This is a genomic window from Porcibacter vitabionis (assembly GCF_046263795.1).
Lineage (GTDB): Bacteria > Bacillota > Clostridia > Lachnospirales > Lachnospiraceae > Lachnocurva.
Genome location: NZ_JBJYZD010000002.1, coordinates 45965 through 66380, shown reverse-complemented (window position 1 = coordinate 66380; position 20416 = coordinate 45965). Strand labels below are relative to the sequence as shown.

Below are 20416 nucleotides of genomic sequence, written 5' to 3'. Positions count from 1 at the left end.
TTAATATACAACACCGTATTTTCTATTTCAAGCATAAACTGTGTCTATAGGCCCAACTTTTTTCTTTAATTTTCATAAAATTCATAATTATTTAAGATTTTTCGCAATGGCAGGCTGATTTTTCATGGTAAGATAGGAAACAAATTCTACTCTGCTTCCCTGCATCCCGGAAGTAGAGATTTTGCTGTGATCCCCCCTTACGGCCATGTAGAAATAAAAGGAGTATTGCATGTACAGTTCTGTCTCAACGGCTGCAATCTTCGGGATCGACAGTCTCCATGTCACTTGTGAGGCGGATATATCCGAGGGACTGCCCGTCACAACCTATCTCGGTTATCTGAGTCAGGAAGTCAGGGAATCCAAAGACCGGATCCGAACCGCACTTCGGAATACCGGTATCCACCTTCCTCCCAAACGAATCACCATCAATGTTTCACCGGCTTCCATTCGAAAGTCCGGTTCCACCTTTGATCTCCCGATCGCGGCCTCGATTCTGGCCGCCATCGGACTGATTCCGGAAGACATTCTCCGGCGGGTCATGATGATTGGCGAGCTCTCCCTGGAAGGAGAATTGCTTCCGGTCCGTGGCGTTCTCCCTACGGCCCTTTCCATGAAAGAAAGACTGGCAGAAAGCGGTGAGGACATTCTTGTCGTACCAAGAGCCAATGCCGATGAGGCCGGCCTCTGCCCGGATATCCATGTTCTGCCCGTCTCTTCCTTGAAAGAACTGATCGATCTTCTATCGAAAAGCGAAGAAGAAGTGCAGGATTTCTTTTATCATCCCGAGGAAAAAAGAATGTCTCGATCCGGCGCTCTTCCTGTCTCAGCGGACTTCAAGGATCTGCACGGTCAGCTGATCTTAAGGCGTGCCCTGGAAATATCTGCTGCCGGTGGTCACCATCTTTTGATGATCGGCCCGCCCGGTTCCGGGAAGACCATGGCCGCAAGCCTTCTTCCCGGCATCCTTCCTCCCATGACTTCGGAAGAAGTCATCCGTTTATCGAAGATCTATTCGGTTTCCGGAATGCTGAAGGTAAATCAAGGATTATTAGAGGAAAGACCCTTCCGAAATCCCCACCATACCATTACATCCGCAGGCCTGATCGGCGGCGGTATGAAGGCAGCTCCCGGTGAGATCTCTCTGGCAACTTCCGGCATTCTCTTTCTCGATGAACTGCCGGAATTTCAGAGAAATACTTTGGAGAATCTCCGGGAACCTCTGGAAGCCAGGTCTGTGACCCTTGTCAGGAACAATATATCCATTACTTATCCCGCAGACTTTCTCCTGGTCTGTGCCATGAACCCCTGCCCCTGCGGTCAATATCCGGGAAAGCTCTGTCATTGCTCTTATGGCGCGATCACGTCCTACTTATCCCGGATTTCCCAGCCGCTTTTGGACCGGATGGATCTGACGGCAGAATCTCAGGCAGTTACCTTCCAGGATCTTGTGACAGGTGATGCCATGGAATCCTCTGCTGCCATACGTTCCCGGGTCATTCTGGCAAGAGAGCGCCAGGCCCTGCGTTTCCGGGATCAGACCTATCAGTTGAACAGTCGGATCCCGGTAAAGGACCTGAACCGCTTTTGTCGGCTGACCGACCAGGGAATGCGCTATATGGAATCGGCCTTCCGGGAACAGCATCTGACCGCCAGATCCTTCCATCGGATCTTACGGACAGCCCGGACCATTGCAGATCTCGAAGGACACGAGGATCCCGAAGTAACAGACCTTATGGAAGCGGTCTCCTATCGGAGCATGGATAAGAAATACTGGCAGGAGGATGCTGTCTGGCAGGGGATCAAAGCCTTTCGGGGATAGGTCAGATATTCTGTGGATTATAAAAAAATAAGCAGGACAAAAAGGACTTTTGACCCGGGCCAATTTCTAAGAAAAGGGAAAAATATGATAAAAAATATGATAGAAAAAATAGAAAATCCATACGCGCTCTGGCTCAATCAGGCGCGTTTCTTATCAACACCAATGAAAAAAGCTCTGGCAAGCCGTCTGAAAGGCGCAAGAAATGTATACCGGGCCGATCCGATGCAGCTGGCTTCGGCAAATCTCTTATCGGAGAAAGAATTGGATGATCTGATCGAATTACAGAAAGAAAGCCGGCCGGAAGATCTGGCCATGGAATTAGAGAAAGAGGAGATCTCCTTTGTTTCGGTGGAAGAAACAACTTATCCGAAGAGACTGCGGGAAGTCATTGATCACCCTTACGGTCTCTATTATCGCGGAAGACTTGCCAATCAAGAGGCAAGGGCCGCTTCTATCGTCGGTGCAAGAAGGTGTTCGGCTTACGGCTATTCCACGGCGAAGGAAATCGGTTACCTCCTGGGGCGGACCGGTTTTACGGTTGTGAGCGGAATGGCCCGGGGAATCGATTCTGCCGGCCAGGAAGGCTGCTTAGAAGCCGGCGGCAGAACGGTTGCCGTCTTAGGATCCGGCGTTGATGTCATCTATCCGCCGGAAAACAAGGATCTCTATCAGAGGATCTTGGAGAAAGGATGTGTCCTTTCGGAATTTGCACCGGGAACACCACCGATTGGAAAACACTTCCCTCAAAGGAACCGAATCATCAGCGGTCTTTCCGACCATGTGATCGTGGTCGAAGCACGGATCCGATCCGGTTCTCTGATCACCGCTCAGATGGCCTGCCAGCAGAACCGGAATCTTCTGGTGGTGCCAGGTCGGATCAATGACCCCATGAGCCAGGGCACCAATCATTTGATTGAAATGGGTGCAACGATCATCCCTTCAGAGGAACGATTGATTGAGAAATTGAGTGAAGAAGCCGGGATGCCTTTACATCTTCTCCCGGAAAAGAAGGTAAGTCTTACCATGAGGGAGAAATGTCTCTATCAATGCATGGATTATTATGCCAAATCCGGTGAGAAGCTCCTGGCGGAATCCGGCCTAAGCTTCCGGGACTTCCTGGAAGTGATTCATCTCCTGTCCCAAAAGGGACTGATCCGTGAAGTCAACCGTCAGCATTATGTAAAGGTGTAAGCTGCATAGAATGTTACCTGTGGTCTGTGGTGGAATACCACGCGTGATCGATCATAAATGACTGTCACTTGACTATCATTTCAAATTATGCAGAACTTCTTTTCGGATATAAAGGAAGGTTGCATCCTCCCCTTTCTCGGCACACATAGAAAGGAGCTTTTCCAGAAGGGCTTCGGAAGATGGATGCAATAGATAATGAGCCCGGCCTTTTTTGTAATAGTCATAGGCGCTTCGATCGGTATACTTGTCTTTGAGATAGGTTTTCGAAGCGCTGAGACGATCACAGAACATTTCCACAACGTATTTCTCCGGCATCCGCATACCGACCAGGGGAGGTCCGTCCTTCTCCAGATTATAGTCGATCCAGTATTCCAGATGATGTTTATTCCTTCCCTTATGATGGAGCCAGGCAGTTGAATATCCCTTGTCTTCCCGTTCCGCGTTATTGGGACTCCGATAACCCTGATAGTATCTGCAGCCGACCCAGAATTCTGTCGGCGAGAATTTGGACATGTCGTGAAGCAGTCCCTGCTTGTAAAGACCGGCCTTAAAACAGGCCTGTCGTACCAAGTGCTTGTGGTGAAGAATCGTTTTCAAATGGCCCTTGAATTTCTTCCAGGTGATCTTATGATCAAAATCCGAAGCTCTGGGAGAGTCCTTGTGACTCTGTCCCTCCGAAAGTTCCTCTTTGATCCCTGTTTCCATATACTTTCTTTTTTGATCCATTGATTCTGTTTCTGTCATTTTTTTGTTACCAAAACTTTCATCATTTCTTTATTTCTATATTTCTTTATTTCTTTTCTTTATTTCTTTTCTTTATTCTTTTCTTCAGGATTCGAAAGCTCCTCTTCCCGGCCGATCAGAATGGTCAGACTTCCTCCGCCAACCCGGACCTTGGTCTGATCCTCGAGAAGTAAGGGCTCCTCTGCCCAGTCTGCCCGCCCGGTATTGGTCACATAGAACCACTGACCATTCCGAGGCAGGGTCGGCAGAGCCAGTTCCTCCTCATCGAAATAGAAGTTAAAGGCCAGATAGACATCTTCCTCCTGACCGAAGGGACCATAGGATCCGAAATAGAGGATTCCCAGGGACTTCCTGTCATTCGACAGCCATGGCGTCCAGGGTTCTCTGCCATGATAGGAGAGATCCGGCAGGCCCAGATGGCGATAATCCGACATCTGCATGGGGCTTTCCTTAGAAAGAATGGGATGGGCCCTTCGAAAATCAATGATCCTTTTTATATATCGATGCAGATCCCGATAAATTTTCTTCCCGGACCAGGTGACCCAGCCGATCTCATTGTCCTGACAATAAGCATTGTTATTGCCTGATTGACTGTTGCCCCAGCTGTCCCCTGCCTGGATCATGGGGATCCCCTGAGAGAGGATCGCGTAGGATAAGGCTGTCCGGATATGCTGCAGTCTCAGGTTCAGGACATTGCTGCTGTTCGTTGGCCCTTCGACACCATAATTATGGCTGAAATTCACATTCAATCCGTCCCGGTTTTCTTCGCCATTGGCTTCATTGTGTTTCTCACTGTAAGAATAGGCATCCATCAGTGTGAAGCCAAAGGTAGATGCAACGGCATTCACAAAGCCATAAGATTGATTCTGGCGCCGCATCATATTAGCGAATTCCGGTAAACTGCCCTCCATATGATTCTGCAGTCTTCTGACCGGATAGAGGAAGGAGTCATCCTGAATGTAGAAATGCCGGTAATCCTTATCCTCCTGATTCAGAAGGTCCTCCGGAATCTGATCCGACAGGATCATCACATTGGACAGGAAGGGATCTTCGGCAATCGCCCGGAAAGGATAACTGATCCCGATCAAACGAAAACCGTCGATATGATATTCCTCTGCCCAGAAACGCAGGCAGGACAAGACGAATTCCTCTTTCATATAGGGAGGCGTCAGGTTCATCTCCATAATAATTTTCATTCCATTTTGATGAATGGCCCGAACCATCTCCTTCATATGAAGATCCGGTGTATCTCTTCTTTCTGCCTCAGAAGCTTTCCTGTCTCTGTGATCACTAAAATACGAAGCTTTTGGTGCAAAATACTGAGCTTCTCCATAGCCCCAGTAATTGACCCCGATCGGTTTCCCTGCCTTCCTGGTCTTCTGCCGGTTGGAGCCCACTTTTTCCTTGAACTCATAACGGATCTCTTCAAAATCATAGAGAGGCTGAAATTCCAGCATGGTAATTCCATAAGCCTTTAAAGCAGGAAGTTTTGCCATCAGTCCACGAAAATTTCCTCTTTTTTCTTCGGACAGGTTGGTCTGCATGGTAAATCCACGCATATGAAGCCGTAAAAGAATCGCATCCTTTGCGGGAATCGGTCCGGATTTTTCCTGTCCCTTCCAGGAAAACTTTCTAAGAATCGGGCAGCAGCGAATTTGATATTCCTTTTCATAACGGCCAGGATCATTCCATTTCTCTCTCCCGACAATGATCCTGGCGTATGGATCCGGTATGAGATCTCCATCCACACGAAGGAGATAAGAGATCCTGCTCCAATCCGGACCACTGATTGACAAAGAAAAAACCTTTCCGATCCTGTAAGCCATATCAGCGAGAATCTCAGTCAAAAACTCCCCGGTTTTTTTATCGTAGAGGACAAGGGAACCTGTCTTTTTGGCTTCAAAGGTAAAAACTGCCTTTTTCCCTCTTAAGATACAGCCAAACTGTCGGAAATCGCCGACCGTCACATGAAGGGAAAAAGTCTCCCCGCTCTGTCTTTCCACAATATGCTTCCCCTCATTTTCTTTTTCTCTTTCCACCTGATACATAGCCTTCTTTGCTGCCTTTCTTCTACCGGTAATGGTCCGTCTGAAGCTCCGTGTAAATTTTTCCTAAATTGGATATTCCATGCAATATTTATGATTGCCCCTTGCATGAAAATCGGACATTTGTATTTATTTTAGCATAGGAGAAAGAAAAATGGGCTTTCCTTTTACAGACAGGCATTGATTTTCCATAAAATATCAGCTATTGTAAGGGAACCATCATGTAAACAGAAAGGATCCAAATATGAGCGCACATAAGGGAATTTCTCTCGACACACAGACCGATCTGTCGGATCTTACCGTGACCATCGAACTGGACGACGGAAGTGAAATGGACTGCCAGGCTCTGACGATCTTCGACGTCGGCGACCAGTTTTACATCGTCCTCCTACCCATCGATGACAAGGGCCAGCCCATGCAGGATCAGGTCTACATTTACCGCTATTATGAGGATGAGAAGAAGGAGCCCTATCTCGGCAATATCGAAACCGACGAGGAATATGACCGCGTCAGCAAACGTTTTGACGAGATTCAGGAACAATTGTGATCAGGAGAAGAACGCATTTCCCGTAAGAAACGGGAAGGCGTTCTTAATTTTTTATTGTCCAAAACCGCCGTCGACAAGACCAGTTTGGTCTTGGCCCTTGTCATAGCCACATAGAACATGCGGCGTTCCTCTTCCATCTCCTCCTCTGTAACCGCCTTAGCCGACGGCACCGCTCCCTCGATTAAGTTCAAAATATAGACCGTATCGAATTCCAGTCCCTTGGAACTATGGAAGGTATGAAGCGAGATCCGATCCCTCAGATTCGATCGATTCGGATCCTCTCCCTCCTCTCCGGTTCGAATATCTCTTTCTCTTCTAAGAGATTCTTCTGTCTCTTTTTGTTTTCCTTTTTGTTTTCCTTTAAAACCTTCATTCTCCCGCTCCCAATCCAGATAGAGGTCCCGGATCCGATCCGCCAGGCCCCGAATAGACTTCTCCTTATGAGCCAGGCGGAGAATGAGATCTCGATCGTTTTCCCATGACGATCTTCTTTCTCTCTCTCCATCTCGTCCGGAATCTTTATCATCCTCCCTTTCCCGGCTTAATATGCCTCCCTCGGAGTTTTTCTCTGTCTCTCTGCAGAAAGCTTCATAACCACACCCTTTCAAGATATAATTCACCGCAGCATAAGGCGGAAGCGTCCGAATGAAATGCAGTTCTGAAAGGAAAGCCAGAAGGATTTGATACAGTCGTTCCGATTTTTGTCTTACGGCATAGACATCCGAGCAGGAAGTCCTGCCGCCTCCATAAGACCTGGCTCGGTTCAGAAGTTCCTCATCACTTAAACCATCCTCCGAAAAGATCGTTCTCGGCAGATAACGAAGGGGCCGGTTGATGACCCGAAGGAAATCCTCCCTCGTCCTTTTTCCATCCGCCAGACGAAGATAAGCTTCCATATCCCGGAAAATGGGATGACCATAAGGGTTCTTCTTCTCTTCCGGATAAGAAAAGGGGATCTTATTCAGCGCCAGTTCCTGACGAATGGCATCGGCATGAAAGCGGTTCCGAAAAAGGATACCGATCCGCCCTTCCCCTTTCAGGTCCTGCTTGATCAGAGAAAGGATCTTCTTTGCCTCTTCCTCAAAAGATGCAGAAAAAAGATAGAAGATCTGCCCCTCTTCTTCTGACACGGCAAGGGCCTCCTTGGGATAGCGTTCTTTATTCCATTGGATCAAACGATCCGAAGCCGTGACAATGGCCTTTGCCGACCGATAATTTCGCGTCATCTTTAAGATTTCACACTGCGGATAAATATCCGGGAAGCGAAGCATCAGTTTTGGAGAAGCGTTTCGAAAGCCATAGATGGACTGATCGTCATCTCCGACCGCAAAGATATGATTGGCCGGGCCGGACAAGAGGGCCAGGATCTCAAACTGGATGGGATTCATATCCTGCACTTCATCCACCAAAATGTATGGATAGCGCTTCCTCCACTGTTTTAACAGATCCGGTCGATTCAAAAAGAGGTCCCTGGTTTTTCCCATAAGGTCGTCAAAATCCAAAAGCCGGCTTTCTTCCTTTTTCTCCTGATAGAGTCCTATGACCCTTCTAAAATCCTCCGGAAAAAACTTGGGCTTATACTGATCCAGGGGTAGACCGCTGCAGGCAAATCGGCTGAGTTCCTGCCAGACCTTGGGATCCTCTTCGACATCTTCCAGGAAAGGAAGGCCGGCTTCGATCAGACTTGCTTTTAAGATTGCCCGCCGTCCTGGCCCGGTCAGAAGATCCTTCTGCCGATAACCGAGAGATGTCCTTAAAATAAAAAAGAAAACGGAATGAAAGGTTCCAAAAGAAACGCTTTGTCCCGTTTTCCCAGACTTTTGAAGGAAGCGGGTCTTCATTTCCATAGCAGCATCCCTTGTGAATGTGATCACAAGGATCTGCTCCTCCGGAATACCTGCTTCCCTGATTAAATACAAAATGCGTTCGGTCAGTACCGTCGTCTTTCCGGCGCCAGGTCCGGCCAATATGAGACAGGGTCCGTCTCCCCGGGTGACAGCCCGGGTCTGAAGGGCATCAAGATGCATAAAACGCTCTCTTCCTATCTCTCTTCTTACGTTCGGATCCTGTTTCCCAGCCGGATCCTGTTTTTTCATAACTCCATTTTCACGGATTCGATTCCCCTTCGAATCCGCTGTTCTACTCTCTAAAACAGCCGCTGCCACGAGGGTAGGTCTCGTCCTCAGGGTTACTTCGCCGTGTAACTTCATCGAACGCTCTCCTGTCGAAAAGCGGCCCTGCGGAACTCGCTGCTTCGCAGCTCAGACAGTCCTCGGGCTGATCGCTTTTCTCGGTCGATCGTTCGGAAGTTACATCGGCTTGCAAATTCGTCCGAGACCTACTCTCGTGGCGTCTGGATGTTAGATTTCCTTCTCCAGCTTATCTATAGCATTCTGGATCCGCTCCAGGCTTCTCTCCTTGCCCAGGAGTTCCAGAAGCTGGGTAGCACCGCCAGGGGTGCTCTGCTTTCCGGAAAGGGCGGTCCGGATCGGCCACATGACCTGACCGTTCTTCCAGCCATGCTCTCCAGCGAAAGCCTTGAGTTCTTCAAAAAGAGCATCATTGGAATAATCCTCTGTGGATTCCAGAAGCGGAAGTACCGTTTTTAAGACTTCCAGGGAAAGTTCCGCTGTGGTCTTCATTTTCTTATGCGTATACATAGAGACATCATAAGGGGGCACCTCCTTCAGGAAATCGATATGGTCCTCGATCTCCGGGAAGGTCTCGATCCTGCCCTGAACCATTTCGGCAATCTTCTCATCATCAAAAGAATCACCGACTGCCTCATGGATATAGGGAAGGGCCTTTTTCAGGAAAGCTTCCTTTGACATCTTCCGGATATACTCGCCGTTCATCCATTTCAGCTTACCATAATCGAAAACAGCCGGGGACTTATTAATTCTGTGATAATCGAACTCCTTGACCAGTTCCTCCAATGTGAAGATTTCCTGATTGGATTCCGGACTCCAGCCTAAGAGAGCCACGAAATTCACGATTGCTTCCGTCAAAAAGCCCTGCTCTACCAGATCCTCGAAAGAGGAATGTCCGGAACGCTTGGAAAGCTTCTGATGGTCTTCATTTGTGATCAGAGGACAATGGATATACTTAGGGATCTCCCAGCCGAAAGCCTCGTAAAGACGGTTGTACTTGGGGGAAGAAGACAGATATTCATTCCCTCTCACGACATGAGTAATACCCATGAGATGATCGTCTACCACATTTGCGAAATTATAGGTCGGATATCCGTCCGATTTGATCAGGATCATATCATCGAGCTCGGAATTATCGACAGTGATATCTCCGTAGATCTCATCATGGAAGGTGGTTGTGCCTGTCGTCGGATTATTCTGACGGATGACAAAAGGCATACCGGCATCCAGATTCTTCTGAACCTCTTCCTTGGACAGATGCAGGCAGTGCTTATCATAAGCCCGGACTTCCTTTTTCTCGCCATTCACTTCGATCGTACGGGTCAGAGAATTCAGCCGTTCCTCGGAGCAGAAGCAGTAATAGGCTTCGCCCTTATCAATGAGCTCCTTGGCATATTTCATGTAGAGACCCTGTGCCTGTCTCTCACTTTGGACATAGGGGCCACAGCCTCCGTCCTTATCCGGTCCTTCATCATGCACCAGACCGGTTTCCTTCATGGTCCGGTAAATAATATCGACCGCGCCCTCAACATAGCGCTCCTGATCCGTATCCTCGATTCGAAGGATGAAATCTCCCCCGGCATGCTTTGCGATAAGATATGCATACAGTGCGGTTCTAAGGTTTCCGACATGCATCCGGCCGGTCGGGCTCGGAGCAAATCTTGTTCTGACTTTACTCATAATGTCTCCTTTTTATCTCAGCAGGAAAACTCAGATCATAATTGACTGAGATAATCCTGTTTCCATTGATCGATTGTTTCTCTGATATCATGGATATCAGTTCTTACAGTCTGACCCTCTGATGTTACAACTTGCGAAATGGCACTGTCAACATCTTCTCCGAATTTGACCAAAGGTTCTGCCTCGGACTCAATTCGAACGGCTTCTTCCACTTCCTTCTTAAGATCCGGAGTCACAAGGAAGTGATGAAGGTTTTCCTGATAAGCCTCCTTGTTTCCCTCGACCAGGCAGGCTTCCAAAAGGGAGCAGAGAGAAATGGTCCGATGATTCTTCTCATAGGCCCTTTTAAAACTCTCCTCCGCTTCCGAAAAAGAGAAGAGACGAACCTGTCCGACGCCAAGATTGTGCCAGAGATCGCCTAAGAGTTCCAAAGAAGGCTTTAATCTCTCCTGATCTTCCAGGAGGGCTAGATATTCCCGGATGGCATCCATGACATGCCCATCCTCCAGGAGATGGTCCGCCCGGATCTTCCGGCTTTCCACTTCTCCCTTACTCTCGAACGTCTCGATCTCCCTGACCGTTCTCTGAATCTCCGGTGGTGTGAGATAACCGGTCTCTTCCAGGATCCGGCTGACAAAAATGTGAAGCGGAGCCTTTCTTCCCATCAATCCCTGCAATTCTTCTGCCAGTTTTTTCTCCCCCAGATCCTCCCCGATCCATTGGATCAGATCCGGGTTGATAAAATCAGGTCGAAGAAGATAGATATTATGGGCCAGATAATAGGACAATTCTTCCAGAGAATAAATATTCAATGATTTTTCTTCGATATAATAAGGGCTGGCCGTCAAAGGTGCCCTGCACAGAATCAGTTCTCCCATATCAGCCCTCCACCTGGACCCTGTGGACCCAGCTTTTTCCGCTGCCCGGATAGATCTCGCCGAAACCCAGATCCAGGATCCTTACCTTGACTTCACGGTCCGACACGGCCTCCGCAGAAATCCGAAGCCTTGACGTCCGGTTTTCTCTCCTCGGCAGATCTTCCAGTTTCAAGAGGTCGATCTTTGCCTTACGGCTTTCCGGCCGCTGGATCCAGAGTTCGATCTCCGGGCTTCCATCCAGGATCACCTCACACTGACCTTTCGCAGTAAACCAGCTGTCCCCGGCTTCAATCAAAGGAAGAAAACGGGCCTTATTCCGATCGCTGACCTTAAGAAAAAGATGGAATTTCATCTCCTGGTCACCCAAATAGGAGAAGGACCAGCTTTTCTCTCCGCTTCTGACCCGTCCGGCATAGGACGCCCCTTTCGAATAGAGGTTTTTCCCGACAAAGACATGGCATTCCCGCGTCAGAAGGGCCATAGACTCCTTCATCCAGCCTCCGTCAAAACCGTCTCCGACCAGATAGGCCGTGCTGCATTTCCCTTGAGACAGGAGATTCCGACAGACCTCTGCAAATTCCATATCCCGGTTTTCAAGATGCATTTCATAAGAAGAATCGCCTAATGTCACCCGCTGGGGTCTGCCTTTGGTTTCTCTGTGCAGACGGCAGGTCCGGATCTGTTCGCCGGATGCCTCCAAGAGAAGAACATCGTTCGTAAAGAGGTCACTTCTCTGACTTAAGGCATAGTAATAGAAGGCCTCTCTATGGTCCAAAAGGATCAACTGATCTAAGGTCAGGGACAGTCTGGACATCAGATCTGTCAACAGTTCCATATCCTGCTCTGAAAAATGCTCTGCAGTAAAAGCAACTTTTTCGATGGTCAAAGGCCGGATCGCTGATCCGTTCAATTCCATCAAATGCCGAATAAAAATAGCGAAAAGATCACGTGCCTCATAGGCCCTGCCATCCAAAGTAAGTTTATTATTTTTTTTTGCATTTTCCAAAAGAGAGGGAACTTCGACTGCCCTTCCTTCCAGGGCCTTCTCTCTGGCATCTTTCCCGAAGAACCACTGGGAGAGACCAGGTCTCTTGGCCAATGCCGTCGGAATCTCGATATCGTCACTGCCAACCACCGTAGACATGGTCAGAGGATCTGACATGTTCGTCTGCCAGTAGCTGATAATCGTGGTTTTCTCCCCCAGATCGATCCCATAATATAAGCCACTCATCCTGCTTTCTACTTCCTTCTCTTCTTTCTTCTTTTCTTTCTGCTTCAGATCCAGTGAAAGAGATGCCGGGTCAGTCTCTGCTTTCTGGCGAAAGACTTGATCTCCTCTGCCAATTTCTCCGGCTGCTTCTCCTGCCGGTCCTGTTCGATCTGATTCATGTCAGAAAAGTAATTTTTCTCCTTTTGATCCTTATTTTCCGCACCGGACAAACTGCCGGAAGCCAGATTTTCGCCCTCCGGCGACAGGATCTGATAAGTGACACGATCCGAATAAAAGAGGACGAATGGCTTTACATAGATTCCGTCATACATTTCCTTCAGGAATTCCCGCTGCTTTGGCTCCTCATTCTTCTGCCATTCCAGAACCAGTTCCCGGCCTGCCTGTCCGTGATACTCCAGAAAGATCTTATCATTGATCTGATAGCGGATCTGTAAGGCAGGGTCTGCATTTTTATAAAATGTAAACCATACTTTTCTTCGCGTGAAATCGCTCAAGAGTTTCTCCAGAAGACTTGTTTCCTCCGCGGAAAGTCCGGTCCGGCCCAAAAGATCTTTTAAAAGTGCAAGTCTCATGCTCCTGGACCCGTCTTTGGTCTCTTCCAGACGCATAAGATCCGAGAAGAAGGATGCGTCTTCCTTTCGGTCGTAAAGAAGATACTGTCTGGACCAGAAATTCAAGAAAGCCTCCACCACCATCCGATTGGGATGACGTCTCTTGTAAGAGAGATAGAGCTTTGCCGGATAATCCATATTGTAAGAACTGTAAAGCATCTGGATCAGGATCCGCTCCGTAAGACCGAAGTCCTGCATCCGGTCCTCTTCCACCTTAAGGAAAAGCTTCTGCATATCCCGGATCGGACCGCTGTAATAACGGTTGAGATATGCCAGGGACTGTTCCGAAGCACAGTCTCTTAAGAAGAGCCAGGAAGCCAAAGAAACCAAGAAATCTTCTTCCTGAAAGCCGGCTCTTACGATCCTGAAATTTACTACCCAAAGCAAAAGCTTCAGATCAACCATGAGGCCATTCGTAAGGAGAAGCATTTCATAGGCCTCATCCAAAAACTGTTCTTTGATGCCATAGGTCAGCATTTCCTTCCGAAGTTCCACGGGTAGAAATTCATCCTTCCGATGGTCCCAGAGATAGGAGGTCAGAACCTCTTCCTTCCCCTGTTGCTTCAAATAATCCAGCATAGCCGGATAGAGATTTTTCCGAAAGGCGGGAGCGATCTCCTCATCCGACAGAAGATGCTGAATCAACGACAGATCCCCGCTTTGGAAGGTTTTTTCCTTCCGCCGGATAAAATCAGACAGTTGGAATTCATAAGGGTCCGGGATCCGGTTTTCCAGAAAGATCCGGGAAGATTCCGGAAGGATGTCTTCCAGATAGACCCTGCCCTCTTCTGCAAAGCGACAGCCATCCCCGTCTTCCAGAAAGATCTTGAAATCAGGATCCTGTATGGTTACATAGGAGAGGCCGTTTACAACCGGAAACATTCGGGGGTTCTTACGGCAATTTTCATAGACCACCAGGCGAACGGCCTTCTGGCGCAAAGGGACAGCCTTCTTTACGAAAAAGAGGCGGCCCAGATTCCGGCAGTCATCATCGGTCAGAAACTCTCCCTTCAAAAGATCCCGATAGAGAATGATCATGTTATCACTCAGGCGGCCGGCATAAAGCTGTTCTTTGGCAAATTTTACGATTGCCCGGAAATATTCCTTATAAGTGTCCGGATCTTCCCTTTTATGAAGAACACAATTGGCAAATAACTGCGCCTTCTGTTCGAAAGGAAGCTGGCTTGGATAGCGGAAATAGAGCTTTACCTTCTTCGGCAGAGGGGAAACGTAATCCTGAGGAAGGGAATAGAGATAGGCTTCATAAATGCCCGGCACATCCATATCCTTCTCAATGCCGAGGAGATACCAGGGCAGATAGGCCTCCTTGAATTTCCTCCCCAAAAGGAGATAACTTAAGATCCGCTTCAAGAGATCATCTCTCCTGTAGTGGTCCTTATAACAAGCCATAAGAATTCGTAAGACTCTCTCATCAAAGACCGGGAAAAAGGACAGGATCTCCACAAGCTGCATGGAAATTGCATCCGAAAAGGCATGATATTTCTCAAGAAAGGCCAGGACCCGGAAGGTAAAGGGATTGAACTCGTTCAGTAAATAGGGTGCCTTGTTATACAGATCCATAGCCTCCAGATAGAGAAGGGGGCTGGCATAGCCGTTCATGACCCACTGGCGGATATCCTTTAATTTCCATGCCGGATCCCTCTCATAGGAAGTTCTGAGATGGAGAAGAAGAAGGAAGATCCTGAGGTCATCCGGATTCATGGCAAAGATCTCTTCTATTTCTTCGGTCAGCCGGGTCTTATAGCTCTCCTCTTCTTCCATTTTGATGCAGAGATAGAGAAGGGCCGCCCAGGCCGGGCTGGCATGGTCTTTGATATCTTCTTTTAATTCCCGGATGAAATATAAAGCTTCCTGACGGTCATCATTCATCAGATGAAGGTAGCAGCGGCAGAGGTTGATCCAGACATTCTCCCGATAGCTTAAGAAACCTTTCTTTTTCTCTGTCTCTTCCTCTTCCATATGAGATAAAAGATCCAGAGAATCCAAGCTTTCTTTTACCCATGCTTCCTTCTCCATCTTTCCCAGGCGAAAGAAGATATAATCCTTATAGAGTCGAACGATGGTCTTCTGCTTTTGATTTTCTTCGGAAAGTTTTTTCCCTTCTTCCTCCGTCCGAACGCCCGCTTCAATGGTGATCCTTATGGAATTTCTCTTATCAAAAAGACGGATATGGCCTGCATTTCTTCCTCCATGCAGGCGGTCTTTTCGGATCAGAAAGCGAAGGCTTGCGGAGACGCCCAGAAAATCGGTCTCTGTCAAGACTTTCTTCTCCGGCTCTAAGAAATCCGCATCGCTTTCCACATGGATCGAGGTATAGCCCCAGGTGGATCGTGTGATCGGAATGGTTCCCTGCCAATCTTCTCTCAGGCCATAGACCTTCACTTCTTTGTCTTTACTCTCAAAGAGAACCGGCTCCTTGACCTTACCATCCACCAGATAGTTTTCCAGATTCTGAATCGTTGGAGTCGCTGTCACAAAACCCCGGAAAAGAAGTTTCTGATCCAGGGGAGCTTTCTCCATGGCTTTTGCATAATTTTCACTGAAAAAAAGCCGAAGAGCCCCCTCCGGATCTTTTCGATAGATCCGGCAGAGGTCCTCCGGTGTAGAAAGGGAAACCTCACCATCTGCTTTTCCATCCTTTTCTTCCTCGGTAAAGAGAAAGCGATATGGCAGCCTTAAGCTTCCCTGATTATAGATAATGGTAAAATTTCCTTCCAGCATGTCCTCTTTTGAAAATGCGGCATCCTGGAGTTTGTAAGAAATCGTGATCTCTGTTCCCTCAAATTGAGGGGTCTCACACAGAACATAGGGATTGGAAGAATAGACAATGCCTCTGGCCATGACTCCATTCTTACTCTGCAGGCGGAATGTTCCCTTTTTATCCCCGGATAAAGGAAATGTGAGATTTAAGGTTTCCGGACAGACAATGAGATCCGGCTTCGGGTCGTCAAAACGATCTTCTGATATTCTCCAGATCCTTCTACGCAAGTCTAATTCCTCCAACAGAGATTCTTCCCTGATTCCTGTTTCCTTTTTTTGGTGTCAGGGTCGAAAGCCCGAAACACTTATGATCACTTCTTGTTCTTAAAATATTGATCAATGGCCTTGGCAGCATCTTTTCCGGCACCCATAGCCAGGATCACTGTCGCAGCTCCGGTAACGGCATCACCGCCGGCATAAACCGCATCACGGCTGGTCTTACCGGTTTCTTCCTCTGCAATAATGCAGCCTCTCTTATTGACATCCAGTCCCTTGGTGGTCGATGCGATCAGAGGATTCGGTGAGGTTCCAAGCGCCATGATCACCGTATCACAAGCGATCTCGTATTCCGATCCCTTGATTTCAACCGGTCTCCTTCTTCCGGATTCATCCGGCTCTCCCAGCTCCATCTTGATCAGACGAATACCGGTCACCCAGTCATTCTCATCGGTCAGGATCTCTACCGGATTCTGGAGGAGATCAAAGATCACGCCCTCTTCCTTGGCATGATGGACTTCCTCACGACGAGCGGGAAGTTCCGCCTCAGAACGTCGGTATACGATATGGACCTCTGCACCCAGGCGAAGCGCCGTCCTGGCTGCATCCATAGCAACATTTCCACCTCCGACAACAACGACCTTCTTTCCTCTCTGAATCGGTGTATCTTCATCAAGATAGGCTTTCATCAGATTATTCCGGGTCAGGAATTCATTGGCGGAGAAGACACCGTTGGCCTGTTCTCCCGGGATCCCCATAAAGCGTGGCAGACCGGCACCGGATCCGATGAATACGGCCTCAAAGCCACGATCAAAGAGCTGATCGATCGTCAATGTCTTACCGATGATAACATTCTTTTCGATCTTGACGCCAAGTTTCTCGACATTAGAAACTTCCGGCTTTACAACCTTGTCTTTGGGAAGACGGAATTCCGGAATTCCATAGACCAAAACACCGCCGGCCTCATGCAATGCCTCGAAAATGGTGACATCATAGCCTTCCTTTGCCAGATCTCCGGCACAGGTCAGACCGGAAGGACCAGCTCCGATCACAGCAACCTTATGGCCATTCTTCGGCTTGTCCGATTTGGGAGAAATACCATGTTCTCTTGCCCAGTCTGCAACAAAACGCTCTAACTTTCCGATGGCTACGGCTTCGCCCTTGATTCCACGGATGCAGACGCCCTCACACTGGGTCTCCTGCGGGCATACACGTCCGCAGACTGCAGGGAGGGAAGAAGACTCGGAAATGATCTCATAAGCTTTTTCAAAGTCTCCGTGCTTTACTTCCTGAATAAAAGCCGGAATATTGATGGAAACCGGGCATCCGCCGACACAGCGGGGATTTTTACAATTCAGGCAGCGCTCTGCTTCTGCCATCGCCTCTTCTTCGGTATATCCGAGGCATACCTCTTCGAAATTCTTAGCACGTACCTTGGGATCCTGCTCTTTTACCGGTACTCGCTTCATCATATCCATTGCCATTACTTTTCACCTCCGCAAACTCCGCATCCGCCGTGATGGGTATCGCCCTCTTCCAGTTCCAGCTTCTTTCTGCCCTCTTCTGTCTTATACTGGGCCATCCGCTTCATTGCAAGGTCAAAATCGACTTTATGTCCGTCAAATTCCGGTCCGTCCACACAGGCGAACTTTACTTTTCCGTCTACGATCAGGCGACAGGCACCGCACATACCGGTTCCATCCACCATCACCGGGTTCATGGAAACAACCGTATGAATACCGAGTTTTTCCGTCAGCTTGCAGACAAATTTCATCATGATCATAGGTCCGATGGCAACGCAGTGATCAAAGCGCCTGCCCTCATCATAGAGAGCCTGGAGACAGTCCGTACCCATTCCATGGAAGCCGTAAGATCCATCATCCGTGCAGATGTGATTTTCGGAGACGGCATTCATTCTGTCAACGAAGAAAAGGAGGTCCTTATTCTTGGACCCCATGATGACATCCACTTTGACGCCATGATCATGAAGCCATTTTACCTGACAATAGACCGGAGCGGTTCCAAGACCGCCGGCCACAAAGACGATCCGCTTTTTCTTTGTCTCAGGAAGATTCTCTTCCAGACAGAGCTCGGAAGGATTTCCCAAGGGGCCGACAAAATCATGGAAGGAATCCCCCTGATTCAACTTCTCCATCTTTTCTGTCGATGCGCCGATCATCTGTACAACGATCGTTACCGTACCGGCTTTGGCATCGTAATCGCAAATGGTGAGCGGGATCCTCTCTGACTCCTCATCTGTCCGTACGATGACAAACTGTCCCGGCAAACAAGACTCTGCAACCAACGGTGCTTCGACCTCCATGAGGAAGATCCGGTCAGCCAGCATCTCCTTCTTTTTGATCAGGTACATATCCATGTCCTCCTTTTTCCTTTTCCTATAATTCTCCTATACCCTTTTCATTCCCTTAGTTAAAATATACCAGTTCTTCTTCCTTCGTGGCAGGTTTTTCTGCAGGTTCGATGGAAATCGGATAAAGAACCGGTCCTTTTCCTCTGTATTCCTTGGCAAATTCATTTTTCAGCCTGGCTGTTAAATAGATCCAGGATCTATGTTTGATATTCGCGGAATCTTTGTACTTACACTTCATGCCGAGGAACTGGATATCCTCAACACAGCAGGTCATGGCAAAACGGCCGGGTACGAAAGTACCGGGTTTTAATTTGCCCTTCCCCTCGGTTGGATTATAGACCAGAGCCTTGAAGGAAATGGTCTTTCCGTCATATTTTTCCGGATGATCCATACAATCCATAAACCAGATTGCATAATCCGAATCTGTGATTTGAATTTCATCTTTTGTAATATCAAAAGGCAGTTCTTCCGGATCATTGTCAATCGTTCCGTCTTCTCTCTCATAAACGATCTGGGCCGGACGATTGAAAGCTTTGATGGCGCCACGGAACTTGGACTTCTTGGTATCCTTCGTACAGCGATTGAAAATGATGACCTCAGCGTGAGAAAGCTGCTGCAGCATCATCTTACGCATATTTAAGAGATACATCTCGAAGGTCCCGGCATCTACGGTTGCCAGGGACTGAACGATCATCCAGCCCTTCGGCCACTGAAAGCCACTCTCCGAATCATCATAGAGTTGATCGGTCTCCCAGGTACCGTTCCACTCAATGAAAACTGCATCCGGCTGATAACTGTCTTCCAGCTTCTGAAGATTTTCTCTTGTAAAATCCTCTTTCTTTTCAATGGTGACGACCTTGGTATGAACTCTTTCCAGCTTTTTCTCGTCATACTCTTCATCACCATCTTCACAGCGGATGATGAGACCTGAATCCAGATCATCCCCAAAACCGTCATTGATCAGGGTCTCGGAAATCAGTGTTGTCTTACCGCTGTCCATAAAGCCGGAGAAGAAGTAAATAGGGACTTCTGACATAGGCTTATCCTTTCTATCTTATAGTCTTAAAGTCTTACTGAAGTCCGAATACTTTCTCGACTTCATCTTCTTTGACATCCGTTCCGATGACAACCAGACGGCCGGTAACATCCGGTTCACCGCTTCGGATCTCATATTCACCGTCAACCAGATCGAAGTAGATCCAGCTTCCGTCCTCAGCCGGAACCATTCCCTTGGAACGAACGATATAGCCATAGTCGTCGGTTTCAGAGAAAGCCTTTAAAGCCTTCTCAATGGTCTCACGGGTAAACTTATGGGGTGTGGTCTTGCCCCAGGTCGTAAAGATATCATCTGCGTGATGATGGCCATTGTCGTGATCCTTGTCGTGATCATGCGCAGCATGATCATGACTATGCGAAGCATGATCATGATCATCATGGCCACAACAACACTCTTCACCATCATGATGATCGTGATGATGGTGATGATGGTGGTGCTCCTCTTCCTCTGCGTGGTGAAGCTCGGCAAGTTCCTGAACTTCCAGGCTGTCCTTACCCTCAATGGTCTTTTGGATGGTTTCGCCGGACAGTTCATCCCAGGGAGTTGTGATCACCGTAGCCTTCGGATTATGTTCCTGGATCTCTTTGGTGCAAAACTCCAGCATTTCCTGGTCTGCCTTCTGGGTACGGGAAAGGACGATGGTCGTGGCATGTTCGATCTGATCAATGAAAAATTCTCCGAAAGCCTTCATCTGTTTTCTGGCTTTCAAAGCATTGATGACGGTAACAAGTGCGCCCATCTCTACATTTTCTTCTGCTTTTGCCACATCCATGACGGAGACCATAACATCAGAAAGCTTTGCTACACCCGATGGCTCTACCAGGATCCGGTCCGGATGATAGGTCTCTATGACCTCATGCAGGTTCTTGGTGAAGTCACCGACCAAAGTACAGCAGACGCAGCCGCCATTGATCTCTGATACGGTAATTCCGGTATCCTTTAAGAAACCGGAGTCGATACCGATCTCACCGAATTCATTCTCTACGATTACAACCTTCTCGTCTTTATAAGCCTCAGCAATCATCTTCTTCATGAATGTCGTCTTACCGGCTCCGAGAAAGCCGGAATAAATATCAATAGTAGTCATATAATTCC

General features: G+C 48.1%; 14 protein-coding genes. 3 read left to right on the top strand and 11 right to left on the bottom strand.

Annotated features, from left to right (window positions below; all coding sequences use genetic code 11):
* Nucleotides 1–229: 229 nt before the first annotated feature.
* On the top strand, nt 230–1819 hold the full coding sequence (locus ACKX2L_RS01905; RefSeq protein WP_497550671.1) for a YifB family Mg chelatase-like AAA ATPase: 1590 nt from the start codon (nt 230–232) through the stop codon (nt 1817–1819).
* An 84-nt stretch (nt 1820–1903) separates the two neighbouring features.
* A complete protein-coding gene (dprA, locus tag ACKX2L_RS01900) occupies nt 1904–3010 on the top strand; it encodes a DNA-processing protein DprA (RefSeq protein ID WP_497550672.1) in 1107 nt (368 codons plus the stop codon).
* A gap of 75 nt (nt 3011–3085) precedes the next feature.
* On the opposite strand, the gene ACKX2L_RS01895 is transcribed toward dprA, so the two are convergent.
* Nucleotides 3086–3715, bottom strand: a complete 630-nt coding sequence (locus tag ACKX2L_RS01895) for a DUF5662 family protein (protein WP_497550673.1) — start codon at nt 3713–3715, stop codon at nt 3086–3088.
* Between the two features lie 98 nt (nt 3716–3813).
* Nucleotides 3814–5793 carry a hypothetical protein gene (locus ACKX2L_RS01890; RefSeq protein ID WP_497550674.1) on the bottom strand — a complete coding sequence of 660 codons (1980 nt, stop codon included), beginning with the start codon at nt 5791–5793 and terminating at the stop codon, nt 3814–3816.
* Between the two features lie 250 nt (nt 5794–6043).
* Between ACKX2L_RS01890 and ACKX2L_RS01885 the strand changes: the two genes are divergently transcribed.
* Nucleotides 6044–6346, top strand: coding sequence for a DUF1292 domain-containing protein (locus tag ACKX2L_RS01885; RefSeq protein ID WP_497550675.1), 303 nt, complete (start codon nt 6044–6046; stop codon nt 6344–6346).
* Here the strand turns inward: ACKX2L_RS01885 and ACKX2L_RS01880 are convergent.
* From ACKX2L_RS01880 to ACKX2L_RS01840, 9 genes are all read right to left on the bottom strand, one after another.
* The gene (locus ACKX2L_RS01880; RefSeq protein WP_497552561.1) at nt 6331–8556 is read right to left on the bottom strand and encodes an ATP-dependent helicase; all 2226 of its coding nucleotides are present in this window, start codon (nt 8554–8556) and stop codon (nt 6331–6333) included. The two genes, ACKX2L_RS01885 and ACKX2L_RS01880, sit on opposite strands and share 16 nt — an antisense overlap.
* Before the next feature lie 150 nt (nt 8557–8706).
* Nucleotides 8707–10176 carry a glutamate--tRNA ligase gene (gene gltX, locus ACKX2L_RS01875; RefSeq protein ID WP_497552560.1) on the bottom strand — a complete coding sequence of 490 codons (1470 nt, stop codon included), beginning with the start codon at nt 10174–10176 and terminating at the stop codon, nt 8707–8709.
* Between the two features lie 35 nt (nt 10177–10211).
* Nucleotides 10212–11054 (bottom strand): hypothetical protein, encoded by an 843-nt coding sequence (locus ACKX2L_RS01870; protein ID WP_497552559.1) that lies wholly within the window; start codon nt 11052–11054, stop codon nt 10212–10214.
* Nucleotide 11055: 1 nt separating this feature from the next.
* Complete coding sequence (locus ACKX2L_RS01865) at nt 11056–12285, bottom strand: DUF5716 family protein (protein WP_497552558.1); 1230 nt, start codon at nt 12283–12285, stop codon at nt 11056–11058.
* A gap of 44 nt (nt 12286–12329) precedes the next feature.
* Nucleotides 12330–15905, bottom strand: a complete 3576-nt coding sequence (locus ACKX2L_RS01860; protein ID WP_497552557.1) for a DUF5717 family protein — start codon at nt 15903–15905, stop codon at nt 12330–12332.
* A gap of 83 nt (nt 15906–15988) precedes the next feature.
* Nucleotides 15989–17371, bottom strand: a complete 1383-nt coding sequence (gene gltA / locus ACKX2L_RS01855; protein WP_497550735.1) for an NADPH-dependent glutamate synthase — start codon at nt 17369–17371, stop codon at nt 15989–15991.
* Nucleotides 17372–17376: 5 nt separating this feature from the next.
* Nucleotides 17377–18264, bottom strand: coding sequence for a sulfide/dihydroorotate dehydrogenase-like FAD/NAD-binding protein (locus ACKX2L_RS01850; protein ID WP_497552556.1), 888 nt, complete (start codon nt 18262–18264; stop codon nt 17377–17379).
* Between the two features lie 55 nt (nt 18265–18319).
* Nucleotides 18320–19300 (bottom strand): TIGR03943 family putative permease subunit, encoded by a 981-nt coding sequence (locus tag ACKX2L_RS01845; protein WP_497552555.1) that lies wholly within the window; start codon nt 19298–19300, stop codon nt 18320–18322.
* Between the two features lie 34 nt (nt 19301–19334).
* On the bottom strand, nt 19335–20408 hold the full coding sequence (locus tag ACKX2L_RS01840; RefSeq protein ID WP_497552554.1) for a CobW family GTP-binding protein: 1074 nt from the start codon (nt 20406–20408) through the stop codon (nt 19335–19337).
* Between the last annotated feature and the right edge of the window lie 8 nt (nt 20409–20416).